This window comes from Buchnera aphidicola (Pemphigus immunis) (genome assembly GCF_964059115.1).
Lineage (GTDB): Bacteria > Pseudomonadota > Gammaproteobacteria > Enterobacterales > Enterobacteriaceae > Buchnera_C > Buchnera_C aphidicola_C.
Map to the genome: position 1 here is coordinate 86,243 of NZ_OZ060408.1, position 14,799 is coordinate 101,041.

13 protein-coding genes and 1 other RNA gene are annotated in these 14,799 nt (G+C 25.8%); 7 read left to right on the forward strand and 7 right to left on the reverse strand.

All coding sequences use genetic code 11. The annotated features are described in order from the left end of the window. Positions 1–54 precede the first annotated feature (54 nt). The 3 genes from rpmG to ppa form a co-directional block, all read right to left on the reverse strand. The gene (gene rpmG, locus AB4W77_RS00390; protein WP_265197208.1) at positions 55–222 is read right to left on the reverse strand and encodes a 50S ribosomal protein L33; all 168 of its coding nucleotides are present in this window, start codon (positions 220–222) and stop codon (positions 55–57) included. 9 nt (positions 223–231) lie between these two features. Beyond that, positions 232–462: a 50S ribosomal protein L28 gene (rpmB, locus tag AB4W77_RS00395; RefSeq protein WP_367681510.1), complete on the reverse strand. Its 231-nt coding sequence runs from the start codon at positions 460–462 to the stop codon at positions 232–234. A 169-nt stretch (positions 463–631) separates the two neighbouring features. Then, a complete protein-coding gene (gene ppa, locus AB4W77_RS00400) occupies positions 632–1,174 on the reverse strand; it encodes an inorganic diphosphatase (protein WP_367681511.1) in 543 nt (180 codons plus the stop codon). 336 nt (positions 1,175–1,510) lie between these two features. On the opposite strand from ppa, the gene pmbA reads away from it, so the two are divergent. Further along, positions 1,511–2,857, forward strand: a complete 1,347-nt coding sequence (gene pmbA, locus AB4W77_RS00405) for a metalloprotease PmbA (RefSeq protein ID WP_367681512.1) — start codon at positions 1,511–1,513, stop codon at positions 2,855–2,857. A gap of 51 nt (positions 2,858–2,908) precedes the next feature. Here pmbA and rnpB read toward each other — a convergent pair. Together rnpB and rsmI are read right to left on the reverse strand one after the other, a co-directional pair. Beyond that, positions 2,909–3,274: RNase P RNA component class A (gene rnpB / locus AB4W77_RS00410), an RNA gene on the reverse strand. Positions 3,275–3,307: 33 nt separating this feature from the next. Beyond that, entirely contained in the window at positions 3,308–4,195 is an 888-nt protein-coding gene (rsmI, locus tag AB4W77_RS00415) for a 16S rRNA (cytidine(1402)-2'-O)-methyltransferase (RefSeq protein ID WP_367681513.1), read from the reverse strand. Between the two features lie 309 nt (positions 4,196–4,504). On the opposite strand from rsmI, the gene AB4W77_RS00420 reads away from it, so the two are divergent. The 4 genes from AB4W77_RS00420 to dapE all read left to right on the forward strand — a co-directional run bounded on the left by AB4W77_RS00420 (position 4,505) and on the right by dapE (position 10,400). Continuing rightward, positions 4,505–5,728: a beta-ketoacyl synthase N-terminal-like domain-containing protein gene (locus AB4W77_RS00420; protein ID WP_367681514.1), complete on the forward strand. Its 1,224-nt coding sequence runs from the start codon at positions 4,505–4,507 to the stop codon at positions 5,726–5,728. 282 nt (positions 5,729–6,010) lie between these two features. Continuing rightward, complete coding sequence (gene tal / locus AB4W77_RS00425; protein ID WP_367681515.1) at positions 6,011–6,964, forward strand: transaldolase; 954 nt, start codon at positions 6,011–6,013, stop codon at positions 6,962–6,964. Between the two features lie 89 nt (positions 6,965–7,053). Continuing rightward, positions 7,054–9,045 carry a transketolase gene (gene tkt, locus AB4W77_RS00430; protein WP_367681516.1) on the forward strand — a complete coding sequence of 664 codons (1,992 nt, stop codon included), beginning with the start codon at positions 7,054–7,056 and terminating at the stop codon, positions 9,043–9,045. 227 nt (positions 9,046–9,272) lie between these two features. Further along, positions 9,273–10,400 carry a succinyl-diaminopimelate desuccinylase gene (gene dapE / locus AB4W77_RS00435; protein WP_367681517.1) on the forward strand — a complete coding sequence of 376 codons (1,128 nt, stop codon included), beginning with the start codon at positions 9,273–9,275 and terminating at the stop codon, positions 10,398–10,400. Positions 10,401–10,652: 252 nt separating this feature from the next. Here the strand turns inward: dapE and dapA are convergent, their stop codons facing one another. Beyond that, complete coding sequence (dapA, locus tag AB4W77_RS00440; protein WP_367681518.1) at positions 10,653–11,534, reverse strand: 4-hydroxy-tetrahydrodipicolinate synthase; 882 nt, start codon at positions 11,532–11,534, stop codon at positions 10,653–10,655. A 416-nt stretch (positions 11,535–11,950) separates the two neighbouring features. Here dapA and bcp point away from each other — a divergent pair, with 416 nt between their 5' ends. Further along, positions 11,951–12,412, forward strand: a complete 462-nt coding sequence (gene bcp / locus AB4W77_RS00445) for a thioredoxin-dependent thiol peroxidase (RefSeq protein WP_367681519.1) — start codon at positions 11,951–11,953, stop codon at positions 12,410–12,412. 71 nt (positions 12,413–12,483) lie between these two features. Here bcp and aroC read toward each other — a convergent pair whose 3' ends face one another. Beyond that, a complete protein-coding gene (aroC, locus tag AB4W77_RS00450) occupies positions 12,484–13,572 on the reverse strand; it encodes a chorismate synthase (protein WP_367681520.1) in 1,089 nt (362 codons plus the stop codon). A gap of 344 nt (positions 13,573–13,916) precedes the next feature. On the opposite strand from aroC, the gene smrB reads away from it, so the two are divergent. Further along, positions 13,917–14,450 carry an endonuclease SmrB gene (smrB, locus tag AB4W77_RS00455; RefSeq protein ID WP_367681521.1) on the forward strand — a complete coding sequence of 178 codons (534 nt, stop codon included), beginning with the start codon at positions 13,917–13,919 and terminating at the stop codon, positions 14,448–14,450. Positions 14,451–14,799 lie beyond the last annotated feature (349 nt).

Here is a 14,799-nt window from a genome sequence, read left to right on the forward strand (position 1 = left end):
AATTAGAAATATAATTAGAGTCTTGTTCTTATCTTGTAAAAATAATTATATTTATTATTTTATTTTTTGTTCTTTATATAAGACTCTTTTTCGAATTTTAGGATCGTATTTTTTTAATTCTAATTTTTCTGGTTTTTTTCTTTTATTTTTAGTAGTAGTATAAAAATGACCTGATCCAGAAGAAGATACTAATTTTATTTTTTCTCTAGTATTTTTGGCCATATATTACCTCTATTTTTTATTTTTATGTTTTTTTTTTAAAAAAATGTGTATTCCTTTTTTATCGATTAATCGCATTCCTTTTGCAGATACTCGTAAAATTATAAATCTATTTTCTTCAGGTACCCAAAATCGATGAAAATGTAAATTAGGTAAAAATTTTCTTTTAGTTGCATTCATTGCATGTGATCTGCGATTACCGACTATGGATTTTTTCCCTGTAATTTGGCAAATACGTGACATATTAATCTCCATAATGTTTTATTTTTAAGATAACAAATATTTGAAATTTTTTATGAAAAATGAAAATTTCATATTAAAAAAATTTTTAAAAAAATATATTTTATTTTATTTTTATTATTTAAGAGAATATATAGACGTTTATTTTTCTTGAAGAAACATTTTTAGAATATTATTCTTTAAATTCATAATTTTTATATTTTTCTATACTAAACATAATTTCTTTTTTAGCGGATTCGATATCTTTCCAACCAATAATTTTTATCCATTTCTCTTTTTCTATTTTTTTATAGTTTTCAAAGAAATTAATAATTTGATCACGTAATAATTTTGGTAAATCATCGATATTTTTCAAAGAATCATATTCTGGATAAATTTTAGAATGGGGTACAGCTATAATTTTTGAATCTTCTCCAGATTCATCTTTCATTTTTAACATACCAAGAGGTCGAGATCGTATCACTGAACCGGATTGTAATGGGTAAGGTGTATATACTAATACATCTAATGGATCACCATCTTCAGATAATGTATTATTAATATAACCATAATTACATGGATAGAACATAGGTGTTAATATGAATCTATCAACCAATAATACTCCTAATTTTTTTTCCATTTCGTATTTGACTGGATGGGTATGAGATGGAATTTCTATTATTACATTGATATCAAGAGGAGGTAAATTTCCTGATTGAATTTTATTTAAAGACATATAATTATTTCCAATGATTTACTGGTGGTTAATTTGATAATAAAATTATTAATAATAATATATTTTTATAAAAAAGTGATCATTGATAGTTTTTTATTTTATGGATTATAATATTAATCGATATATTAGTAAAGTGTTGGATTTTGATTATTAAATAATTCAACTAACATTAATTATTTATAATTAAGTAATAATTTTTTATTAAAAAATATAAATATGTTTATGTGATTATATTAATTTTAAAATATGACAACTGTGTTGTATAATATCAATATAAAATTTTATTAATTTTATGTATTAAATATTATTTTTTAATATTTTTAACAAGGATTTAGAATGTATACGTTACGAGATATTCTTTTACAAGAAGTAGTATTAAAAGATGTAGTAAATATATGTTTAGAAAAAGCAAAAGTAAATATAGATGCAATTGAAGTAACAGTTAAACAAACAAAAGGCATTAGTGTTTCTGTTAGAAAAGGTATTTCAGAGTATATTGAATTTAATAATGACGGGATATTGTGTATTACAGTATATAAAAATAATAGGAAAGGATCTGCTTCTTCTACAGATTTTAGTTTATTTTCAATAAAAAAAACCTTAGAAGCAGCCTCTATAATTACTAATTTTACTTCAGAAGATTTTTATTCTGGATTACCAGTTTTACATACTTTAGCTATAGATAACATTGTAGATCTTGATTTATTACATCCTGTTATACATGATATTAACACAGCTGCCAATTTAGCTATTTCTGCTGAAAATGAAGCTTTTGCATTTGACAAACGTATTTTTAATACAGAGGGTGTGATTTTTAATAGTCATTTTTCAACGATTGTATGTGGAAATAGTGTTGGATTATTGCAAGGGTATAGTTCTAGTATACATTCTTTGTCGTGTTGTAGCGTAGCAAAAGAGAAAGAATGTATGCAAAGAGATTACGTTTCTACAATTTCTAGAAAATTTACCGATTTAGATTCTGCTAAATATATAGGTCAAGAAAGTGCAAGTCGTAGTATTGCTCGTTTATTTCCGAGAAAAATAAATACCATAAAATCACCAGTAATTTTTTCTTCAGAAGTAACTCCTGGTTTTTTTTATAATTTTGTTAATGCTATTAATGGCTATAATGTTGATAAAAAATCTACTTTTTTACTAAATAAATTAGGAAAAAATATTTTCCCGAGTTTTTTAAGCATAGTTGATTGTCCTCATATACATCAAGGTTTGGGTTCTAGACCTTTTGATAATGAAGGTGTTCGCACAAAAAATAATCTTATTGTTGATAAAGGAAGATTAATTAGTTGGTTATTAGATTCTTATATTGCTCGTAAGTTAAATTTAGAAAGTACAGGTCATTCTGGAGGTATTCATAATTTATTAATTCAAGGTATTTCAGATCTTACTTTTTTTAATTTATTAAAATATATGGGAAAAGGACTTTTAGTGACTGAATTAATGGGAGATGGTGTTAATATTGTTACTGGAAATTATTCTCGAGGTGCATTTGGATTTTGGATTGAAAATGGAATAGTTCAATATCCAGTAAGTGAAATTACTATATCTGGAAATTTAGAGTTAATGTTTAAGAATATTATTAAAATTGGAAATGATATAAATAAAAATAGCGTTATAAAAAGTGGTTCGATTTTATTATCTGAAATGCAAATTTCTGGTTTATAATTAAAAATGAAGTTTAGAATATTAAGTAAATATGTTTTTATAAAAAAATTATAAGGAAGCTGACCTATAAGCCGGGTTCTGTATTAGACAATCATTCATCTAGGCTAGTAATCACTTATTAGCTCCAGCAGCCTACCCAGGTTTTAGTATGGGCCATACTATACAAACCTCTATTTGGCTTTGCTCCAGATGGAGTTTACATAGCCGAAACTGTTACCAGTTTCGCGGTGCGCTTTTACCACACCATTTCACCCTTACCTAAATGTTTAAAATCATATTTCGGCGGTTTTTTTTCTGTTGCACTGGTCGTAAGATTTCGCTTCCCAGGTATTATCTGGCATCTTTGCCCTATGGAGCCCGGACTTTCCTCTCCTACATATTTTATAAAATAGTAGCAGCGATTGTCTGGTCAGCTTCTTTATCTTATATTATACGATCTGAGTAACAATGTCATTCTTTAAAGTGATTTAAGGCATAATTATATAATATATTTTTTTTTATATTGTATATTTTTGCTGTTAATTCTATGGTTTTTTTTAGTGAAATTTCTTTTCTTATTAAATTTAAGGTATGACATATTTGTTGAGTTAACATTTTTTTCCCCGATAATTTTTGAAATCCTTCTATAATTATTACCATTTCTCCTTTGCAATTTTTTTTATCTTTTTGTAACCATGTTAATAATTCGCTTGATGTTCCATGATAAATGGATTCCCAATATTTACTAATTTCTTTTATTAAAACTATATTGCGATTGGATCCAATTTCATTAACTATATCTGTTATGCTGTTTAGTATACGATGAGGAGATTCATAGAATATTATTGTTCTTGTTTCTTTTTTTAATGATTGTAACAGATTACAACGTGCTATTTTTTTATTAGGAAGAAATCCTTCGTAGCAAAAACGATTGGAGGCTATTCCGGAAGCGCTCAGTGCTGCAATAGCAGCGCATGCTCCAGGTAGAGGAGTTACTTTAATTTTATTTTTGTGACAATTTTTTATCAAAATGAAACCTGGATCATTAATTACTGGAGTACCAGCATTGGATACCAATGCTATTTTTTTTCCTGTTATTAGTTTTTCAATTATTTTTTTGCTTTGTTTTTTTTCATTTTTTTGATTGATTGATATCAATTTATTAGAAATTTTAAAATTTTTCAATAATACGTGTGTATGATAAATATTTTCGGCAGCAATCATATCTACATTTGTCAATATTGTTAATGCTCTTTGAGTTATGTCAGAAAAGTTACCTATTGGAGTAGGGACAATGTATAAAATTCCATTTAATTCTGTTTTTAAAATATGATTTATTTTATTCTTGATTGGTTTCATTAAGACTCTTTAATATGAAGGTTAATTTAATTTATATATATCATATTGTTTATTTTTTTTTAGACATATTTTTATTAAGGATATCTGAGTGTAAAAATAAATACGTTATTTTTTAAAGATATAATTTTAAAAATATTTTATTTATAAGATATTATTAAACAATGATGATATGATTTAGTTATAAAGAGATAAATTTTTAATAGAAAAATAAATTTAAAATTATAAAAATTTTGAAGTATTTTATTTTTATTTATAATTTTTATAACAGTATAGAATAATAAAATTAATTTTATTTATATGGTGTAAAAATTGAAAAGAGCAGTAGTTACTGGAATAGGAATTATTTCTAGTATTGGAAATAGTAAAAAAGAAGTATTGTTTTCGTTAAAAAATGGGTTATCAGGAATTGTTTTTTCTGAAGAAATGAAAAATATTGGTATGCGTAGTAACGTATGGGGAAACATAAAATTAGATAAAAAATGTTTAATTCCTTATAAATTATTTCGTTTTATGAACGATGCTTCATTATATGCCTATTTATCTATGAAGGAAGCATTGCAGGATGCAAATTTAACTCCAGATATATATGAGGAAAATTTGAGAGTTGGTTTAATAGTAGGTTCAGCTGGCGGTTCTCCTAAAAATCAAATTTCTGGTGTTGATTCTATACGTGGTTTTCGAGGTTTAAAATCAGTAAGTCCATATGTAATTATTAAAACTATGACTTCAAGTGTTTCAGCTTGTTTGTCAACAATATTCAAAATTCATGGAATAAGTTATGCTATAAGTTCAGCATGTTCTTCTTCTTCCCATTGTATTGGAAATGCAGTTGAATTAATAAAAATGGGTAAACAAGACATTATTTTTGCAGGAGGTGCTGAAGAAGTAACTTGGGAATTAGGATTTCAGTTTGATGCTATGGGAGTTTTATCAACGAAATATAATAGTGATCCTACAAAGGCATCTCGTGTTTTTGACGCAGATCGAGATGGTTTTGTTATTTCAGGTGGAGCAGGCATATTAGTGATTGAAGAATTAAATCATGCATTATCAAGGAGAGCTTGTATATATGGAGAAATAATAGGGTATGGTGCTACATCTGATGGGAATAGTATTTTTTTATCTTCTGGAAATGGAGCTATACGTTGTATGAAGTTGGCTTTGAAGGAAGTAACTTTACCAATCGATTATATAAATGTACATGGTACTTCTACAAAACTAGGAGACATTAATGAATTAAATGCTATTTATAAGGTGTTTAGAACACAAGGTATTCCGTATATTTCTGCTACTAAATCTATGACAGGACATGCTTTAGGTGCTTCAGGTGTACAAGAAATTATTTATAGTTTATTAATGTTGAAATATAATTTTATTGCTCCCAGTATCAATATTTTTGAGTTAGATCCTATTATAAAAAATTTACCTATTGTTACTTGTACTATGTTAAAAAAAATTATTACGGTGATGTCTAATAATTTTGGATTTGGTGGTACTAATGTTTCTTTAATTATAAAAAAAATTAATTTTTAGTTTTTGTATTAGATTAAGTGAGTAAATTGATTATTTTAAATAAATTAAATTTTTAATAGGATTGTAATTACAATAAATAATGTATTTTATATATGTAGAAATATTTATTGCAATATAGTAAGAAGATATATTTTATCTTTTAGTTTATAGAAATTTTTAAAATTAATTTTTTATTGGTATATAAATTTTATTTTTTATATTTATATTTTATATATTTTTATTTTTAATTTTCATAAAATAATTTTATTAAAATTATTATAATAATTTATTAGGAGTATGGGAATGAATCAATTAGAAGCGTTAAAGAAAATGACTACAGTGGTGGTAGATAGTGGTGATATAGAATTTATTGCTAAATTTATTCCTGAAGATGCTACTACTAACCCTACTTTAATATTACAAGCAATGTTTTTAAAACATTATCAGAAATTAATTGATGAATCAATCCATTATGCAAAAAAAATAGGAGGTGATTATAAAAATAAGATAGTTAATGCTACTGATAAAATTGCAGTATCTCTTGGTATAAAAATTTTAAATTTTATATCGGGAAAAGTATCTATTGAAGTGGATTCTCGTTTATCTTTTAACAAAGAATTGTGTATAGAAAAAGCTTATAAATTAATTAACATGTTTGAAGAAGAGGGTTTTGATCGTTCTAGAATTTTAATTAAATTAGCTGCTACTTGGGAAGGAATTAAAGCTGCAGAAGAATTAGAAAAAGATAATATTCGTTGTAATTTAACTCTTTTGTTTTCTTTTGTTCAAGCACAAGCGTGTGCAGAAGCAGGTGTTTATCTTATTTCTCCTTTTGTGGGAAGAATTTATGATTGGCATAATAAAATTACTCCTCTAAGAACTTATAGTTATGAAAAAGATCCAGGTGTGATGTCTGTACATAGGATATATAATTATTATAAGGAAAATGGTTATTCTACAATTGTAATGGGTGCTAGTTTTCGAATAAAAGAGCAAATTTTAGGTTTAGCGGGTTGTGATCGTTTAACTATATCACCTATTTTGTTATCAAAATTACAATCCAGTACTGATATAGTAGAACGTAAATTATTTGATATTAAAAATAAATTTAATCCTACTAGTATAAAGGTGACAGAATCAGATTTTCGTTGGTTACATAATCAAGATATTATGGCTGTTGAAAAATTATCTGAAGGTATTCGTCAGTTTGGATATGATCAAATTAAACTAGAAAAAATGGTAGCAGATAAATTTTAATGTATGTATATATTTTTAGTATTAAATTATTAAACTGAAAATTATTTTAGAAAAAATATTATTATTTATTAATTTTTATAAGGATAATTATGTATTCAGAAAGAGATTTAGCAAATGCAATTAGGGTGTTAAGTATGGATGCAATTCAAAAAGCTAATTCAGGGCATCCTGGAACACCGATGGGTATGGCTGATATCGCTGCAGTTTTATGGAGAAATTTTTTAAAGCATAATCCTACAAATCCTTTATGGTATGATAGAGATCGTTTTGTTTTGTCTAATGGTCATGGATCTATGTTGTTATATAGTCTTTTACATTTGACAGGATATGATGTATCTATTGAAGATTTAAAAAATTTTAGACAGATGAATTCTAAAACACCTGGACATCCTGAGATTGGATCTACTCCTGGGATAGAAATTACCACTGGACCATTAGGTCAAGGTTTAGCATCAGCAGTAGGTATGGCAATAGCTGAACGTACTTTGGCATCTTATTTTAATCGTTCTTATTATAATATTGTTGATCATTATACATGGGTTTTTATGGGCGATGGATGTATGATGGAAGGTATATCTCATGAAGTATGTTCCTTGGCTGGGACTTTAGGATTAGGAAAATTAATTGTTTTTTATGATAAAAATGGAATATCTATAGATGGTGAAATAAATGATTGGTGCAACGATGATACTGCTTTGCGTTTTAAATCTTATCATTGGCATGTTGTCAATAATGTAGATGGTCATGCTCCTGAAGAAATCAGGAATGCCATTATAGAATCTAAAAGTGTTATAGATCGTCCATCTATTATTATTTGTAATACAATAATTGGTTTTGGTTCTCCTAATAAATCAGGAACAGAGGAATCACATGGTGCTCCGTTAGGTGAGAAAGAAATATTTTTAACAAGAAAAGTATTAAAGTGGAGCTATGAACCCTTTCAGATACCTGATGAAATTTATGAAAAATGGAATGCTACAGATATTGGGAAATCTAGAGAAGAAATATGGAATAAAAAATTTAATGAGTACAAGATTCATTATCCTGATTTGGCAGAAGAATATATTCGTCGCATGAAAAGAGATTTGCCAAATGATTGGAATGAAAAAATTAATACATTTTTAGAAAAATTAAAGGAATATCCTGAAAATATAGCGACCAGAAAAGCTTCTCAAAATATATTGGAAATTTTAGGTAATTTATTACCCGAATTAATAGGAGGATCTGCTGATCTTGCTCCTAGTAATTTGACTATGTGGTCGGGTTCTTTGTCAATTAAAAATCATTTATCTGGAAATTATATTCATTATGGTGTAAGGGAATTTGGGATGACTGCAATTTCTAATGGTATTGCACATCATGGAGGTTTTATACCATATAGTGCTACTTTTTTAATATTTGTTGAGTATGCGCGAAATGCAGTTCGTATGGCAGCATTAATGAAAACTCAACAAATTCTCATATATACTCATGATTCCATTGGTTTAGGGGAAGATGGTCCAACACATCAACCGATAGAACAACTAGCGAGTTTACGTTTCACACCTAATATGAGCGTTTGGAGACCTAGTGATCAAATAGAAACAGTTATTGCATGGAAATACGCTGTAGAAAGGAAAAATGGACCAACAGCTTTAATTTTATCACGTCAAAATTTATTTCAGTTTTCTAGAACTAAATTGCAAATAAATAATATAGAGCGAGGTGGATATATTTTTTATGAAAATGTTACTTTTCCTGATTTAATTATTATATCTACTGGTTCTGAATTAAAAATTGCATTAGATGTTGCTAAAATATTAGATTCTATTGGTTATAAGATCAGAGTGGTATCAATGCCTTCGACGGATGTATTTGATCAACAAGATTTATTTTATCGTGAAAATGTTCTTCCTTCTGTTGTTTCTCAACGGGTTGCTATTGAAGCTAGTATGAAAGATTTTTGGTATAAATATGTTGGTTTAAAAGGTTTAATTATTGGAATGGATACATTTGGTGATTCTGCTCCTGCTGAACAATTATTTAATAAATTTGGTTTTAGTGTGGAAAATATAGTAAAAAAAATAAAGTTATTTTTTTAGTTTTTATATTTTATTTTTTATCTTTTGATGTTTTTTCAATATATTTGGATAATTTTTATCCAATATATTGAATTAGATTTAATTTAAATAATTAAAGTAGTAAAAAATTATATGTTATTTTATTTTTTTATATAGTTAAATTTTTAATAATATTTTTTTTATTGTGTTTTAATTTTTATTAAAATTAATATTTTTATATATTCTGATTTAATTTTAAAGGATATCTTATGTTTTGTCCAATTATTAATTTAGCAAAGGAACTTATTAATATTCCGTCTATTAGTCCTCTTGATTTAGGATGTCAAAACATTATTGCTAAACGTCTTTCTAGTATAGGTTTTACAGTAGAAATAATGAATTTTAAGGATACTTGTAATTTATGGGCTACTAGGGGTAAAGGGAAAACATTAACTTTATTAGGACATACTGATGTTGTACATCCAGGTAAAATTTGTCATTGGAATAGTTTGCCATTTGAATCTGTTGTGAAAGACGGAATGTTATTTGGTAGAGGCTCTGCTGATATGAAAGGTGCTTTGGCAGCTATGGTAGTGGCTGTAGAGAGGTGTATTGCATCTGTTCCTAAACATAATGGAAGACTATCTTTTTTAATTACTTCAGATGAAGAATCAAGTGCGGTCAATGGTACTAAAAAAGTTTTAGAAAAGTTAAATTTACGGAATGAAAAAATTGATTATTGTTTAGTAGGAGAACCGTCTAGTTCTAATATATTGGGAGATGTTATTAAAAATGGCCGTCGAGGATCTATGACAGCAAATCTTACCATTTATGGAATTCAAGGACATGTTGCATATCCTCAGTTTGCTAAAAATCCAATACATTTTATTGTTCCTTTTCTTTCATCTTTAATATCTACTGAGTGGAGTATTGGAAATATAAATTTTCCATCTACTAGTATGCAATTAACTGATATTAGATCAGGAAAAGGAGGAAATAATATTATTCCTGGAGAAATTTTCATACAATTTAATTTTCGATTTGGGAATGATATTACTTCTGATAATATTAAAGATATTGTTAATGAATTATTGTCTAAGCATTTATTGAAATATACTATTAATTGGAACATTTCCGCTAAACCTTTTCTTACTCGATCAGGTAATTTATTAAATACAGTTAAAAAAGTAGTTAAACATGTTGGTGGTATTATTCCAAAAGTATTGACAACAGGTGGTACTTCTGATGGTCGTTTTTTTTCGATTATGGGAGCACAAGTAGTAGAATTAGGTTTAATTAATAAGACTATTCATAAAGTTAATGAATATACCAAAGTTGTTGATTTACAGTTATTAACTAAAATGTACGAGAATATTATAAAAGATTTAATTTTTTAAAAAATATATTTGAATTTATTTTTTATCTATATGAAATATATCAGAGTATCAAAATGATACTCTGTTGTTAATAGATAATAAATAATTTTTATTATATAGATATTAGGATTAATATTTTTTTAGATTATTTTTAAAATAAAATTTTATATTATCAATTTTAATGGATTTTACAGTTAAATTTTATTTTTATAAAAGTAATAAGAATTATATTAAAATTTAATTATAGTATATAATAAGCATTGTAATAATTTTTTAAGGGTACAATTTTAGGTCTTCAAGTATTTGTTTTAAAATAGTTTTTGTAGAATTTGAAATTTTTGTCATAGGTAGACGAAGTGTATCAGTTTTTATCAATCCTAATTTTTTTGCTGCCCATTTAACTGGTATAGGATTTGGTTCTTTAAATAGTACTTTATGTAGGGGCATTAAACGTTGGTTAATGAGACGAGCAGCATTAAAATCTTTTTTTAATGCTAATGAACATATTTTTTGTATTTCTAATGCAGCAATGTTAGCTGTTACTGAAATTACTCCATTTCCGCCTAGCTGCATAAAATCTAAAGCTGTTTCATCATCTCCACTAAAAATTATGAAATCATCTTTAACGTATGGTTTTATTAAATGAATTCTTGACAAATCTCCAGTAGCTTCTTTAATGCCTATTATATTTTTTAATTTGGCTAATTTAATTACTGTTTTAGGAAGTAAATCACATCCTGTACGAGCTGGAACATTATAAAGAATTTGAGGTAAATTGCTATTTTCAGAGATAGATTTAAAGTGTTGATATAGACCTTCTTGAGTAGGTCTATTATAGTAAGGAGTTACTGTTAAACAAGCTTTTATACCTGATTTTTCGAATTTTTTAGTTAATAAAATACTTTCAGATGTTGCATTAGATCCTGTACCTGCAATGACAGGAATTCTTTCATCAGCTAAATCAAGAGTTAGCATAATTACACGACTATGTTCTTCTGGATTCAGTGTAGCTGATTCTCCAGTAGTTCCAACGGCAACGATTGCCGAAGTGCCATTTTTAATATGATAATTAATTAATTTTTTTAAGCTTTGTTGACAAATTTTTCCTTTTTCATCCATTGGTGTAATTAAAGCTACTATGCTTCCTTTAAACATTTTATTTTCTCTCTTTAAAATAATGATATTTAATGACTATAGAAAAGTTGCTGTTATAGAATTATATAATAAATTTAAGTATTTTTTAATTTGATTTTCGTAGAGATATTAAATAAAAATTATTTTAATATATTTGTTTTATATAACATTTTTTTTTTTCGCTAGTACAGATATTTATATTTATTTTTTAAAAATAAATTTTACTTTTTATTATAATATAAGATCATATCTTATCTTTTAAAATAATTAAATTGATATTCTTTGAATATGATTATGTTTTATGTATTAAAAAATAATTTTATTCAGATAGATATTTTAGAAAGTATTATTTTAATAATAAAAAATACTTTTATGTAACAATCCCATTTTTTAATGAAAATATAAATAATATTAATAAAAATAAATAAGGACATAGAATGAATAAACTTCACCCAGGAGATTTTGCTCCTGAATGTATTTTACTTGATCAAGATAATCAATTAGTTAATTTAATTGATTATCTTGGAAAAAAAGTTTTAATGTATTTTTATCCTAAAGCTATGACTCCTAGTTGTACAATACAAGCGTGTAATTTAAGAGATCACATAGAAAGTTTCAAGAAATTTAATGTTGAAATTTTAGGAATTAGTATTGATACACCTGATAAATTATTACGTTTTTCGGAAAAAGAGATGCTAGATTTTACATTATTGTCAGATAAGGAACATGTAGTTAGTAATAATTTCGGGGTATGGGGAGAAAAAAAATTCATGGGAAAGAAATATTATGGAATACATCGTACTACTTTTTTAATTAATGAACTAGGTAAGATTGAAAAAATTTTTAAAAATTTTAAAGTGGAAATTCATCATTTAATTATATTAAAATATCTTCAATAAGTAAAATAAATACAGATATAAGATTTGATGCTACTAAAATTTTAAATTTAGTAGCAAATTATTTAATAATATTAAATATTTTTTTTACTAAGTAAATTGTCATTACTGCATTGTCCACGATATCTTAGTAAATGATCCATTAAAACTATAGCTACCATTGCTTCTGCTATTGGAACTGCTCTTAGACCGACACAGGGATCATGGCGTCCTTTTACAACAATTTTTTCTTCTTCATTTAAATTATTTATAGTATTTCCTGGAATACCTATACTAGATGTTGGTTTTAATGCTATTTTAGCAACGATATTCTCTCCGTTACTGATTCCTCCTAAAATTCCACCTGCATGATTAGTTATAAAACCTTTCTTATTTATTTCGTCTCGATGTTGGCTACCTTTTTGAGTAATTACAGAAAATCCGTCTCCGATTTCTATACCTTTTACTGCATTTATACTCATAAGCGCGTGGGCAAGATCTGCATCTAGTCTATCAAAAACTGGTTCTCCTAATCCGATGGGAACGTTATGGGCTATTATTATTATTTTTGCTCCTATAGAATCATGTTCTTTTTTTAATTTTTTCATATAATTTTCGAGAACAGGAACTTGATGAATATTGGGGCAAAAAAAATCATTATTTTCTACTTCTTGCCAAGATTGAAATTTACATGGAATGTTACCTAATTGAGATAAATATCCTCTTATTTTTATTTTATATTTTAAATTAAGATATTTTTTTGCTATTGCTCCAGCAGCAACTCTCATAGTTGTTTCTCGAGCAGATGATCTTCCTCCTCCTCTGTAATCTCTTAGTCCATATTTTTTCTCGTAAGTATAATCCGCATGTCCAGGTCTAAATATATTTTTAATTTTTTCATAATCTTGTGAACGTTGATCGGTGTTATTGATCATTAATCCCATACTTGTTCCGGTAGTTACTCCATTAAATATACCTGACAGAATATTAATTTGATCTTTTTCACGACGTTGGGTTGTATATTTTGATTTTCCTGGTTTTCTACGATTTAGTTCTTTTTGTAAATCATCAGTAGATAATGGGAATCCAGGAGGAATACCATCTATAATACAACCTAATGAAGGGCCATGTGATTCTCCAAATGTAGTTATGGTAAACATTTTTCCAATTTTGTTTCCAGCCATGTATTTTCCTTATATTTTTAGATGATAAAATTATAATTTAAAGTATGGATTTGATAATTAGTTAATTTGATAAAAGTAAAGTTAAATATTTTCAATAAGTGTATAAGACTGATTTTTTATATTTTTTATATAATATAATATTTTATTATATAATTATTTTTGTTGTTTCGGTGTCAATAGGTTAAATAATATATAATGTAAATATTTTATTGACTTTTTAGCTGTTTACAAATTATCTTGAATAATATCTATTTATTAAATAAGGAGGTATTGCTAAAATTATAGTTTATTTTAAATCAGAATATAGATTTTATAGGTAATTATTATTTTAGTGATTTAAAATTATGAGTAAAAGTAGTTCTATTATCTTCGAAGATAATTTTATTTTTAATCAGTTTATTAATGGAACAAAAAAAATAGTACAAGATACTATATATCATTCTCGGATCAGTAAACAAGGAAATTGTAATTTTTTAAGAAGGAAAATTCATGAAGCAGAAGCGCATGCTCATTATTTTTCATCATATAGTTTACAGACTAAAATAAATGATGGTTCAGGGTGTTATGTACGTAACGATACTAATAAAAAGGAGTTATATGATTTAAAAAAAGGGAAATATAATCCTGATATTTTTCTTGATTTACATGGTTTAACACGATATGAAGCAAAGAGAGAATTAGGGAAATTAATAGCTATTTGTAGAGAAAAACATTTTTTTTGTGCAGGAATTATACATGGTCATGGTAAACATATTTTAAAACAAGAAACTCCTTTATGGTTATCTAAACATCCTGATATAATAGCATTTTATCGTTCATCAAAAGTATTTGGAAATGGAGCTGCTATTATTTTTTTAATTGAAATAGATAAAAATTAAATCATATTTATTTTTAGTAAAAATTTTTTATAATTTTTAAAATTTATATTTTTTTAAAGGATCAAATGTATTTAAAATATGCTTATTATATAAAATATAACTATATTATGAATAGTTAATTTTTTATTTTTAAAATATTTTTAAAATAAAAATATTGTACAAAGTGATACATTTAATTATTTTTTATAGTTATTAATTTAAATTATTAATAACATTTTTTGTAGAAAATATTTTTAAATATAAAATGTTATTTTTATAACATATTTATTTTAGTCTGAAATATGTAATATTAATTATTTTATAATTAATATTACATATGATAATATAAATATTATATTTTAAGTAAGTA

Bases quoted from the DNA above. Each gene is read 5' to 3' on its own strand.
- pmbA (WP_367681512.1), top strand. From the start codon at position 1,511: ATGTATACGTTACGAGATATTCTTTTACAAGAAGTAGTATTAAAAGAT.
- ppa (WP_367681511.1), bottom strand. From the start codon at position 1,174: ATGTCTTTAAATAAAATTCAATCAGGAAATTTACCTCCTCTTGATATC.
- aroC (WP_367681520.1), bottom strand. From the start codon at position 13,572: ATGGCTGGAAACAAAATTGGAAAAATGTTTACCATAACTACATTTGGA.
- tkt (WP_367681516.1), top strand. From the start codon at position 7,054: ATGTATTCAGAAAGAGATTTAGCAAATGCAATTAGGGTGTTAAGTATG.
- rpmG (WP_265197208.1), bottom strand. From the start codon at position 222: ATGGCCAAAAATACTAGAGAAAAAATAAAATTAGTATCTTCTTCTGGA.
- bcp (WP_367681519.1), top strand. From the start codon at position 11,951: ATGAATAAACTTCACCCAGGAGATTTTGCTCCTGAATGTATTTTACTT.
- dapA (WP_367681518.1), bottom strand. From the start codon at position 11,534: ATGTTTAAAGGAAGCATAGTAGCTTTAATTACACCAATGGATGAAAAA.
- smrB (WP_367681521.1), top strand. From the start codon at position 13,917: ATGAGTAAAAGTAGTTCTATTATCTTCGAAGATAATTTTATTTTTAAT.
- dapE (WP_367681517.1), top strand. From the start codon at position 9,273: ATGTTTTGTCCAATTATTAATTTAGCAAAGGAACTTATTAATATTCCG.
- rsmI (WP_367681513.1), bottom strand. From the start codon at position 4,195: ATGAAACCAATCAAGAATAAAATAAATCATATTTTAAAAACAGAATTA.
- tal (WP_367681515.1), top strand. From the start codon at position 6,011: ATGAATCAATTAGAAGCGTTAAAGAAAATGACTACAGTGGTGGTAGAT.
- rpmB (WP_367681510.1), bottom strand. From the start codon at position 462: ATGTCACGTATTTGCCAAATTACAGGGAAAAAATCCATAGTCGGTAAT.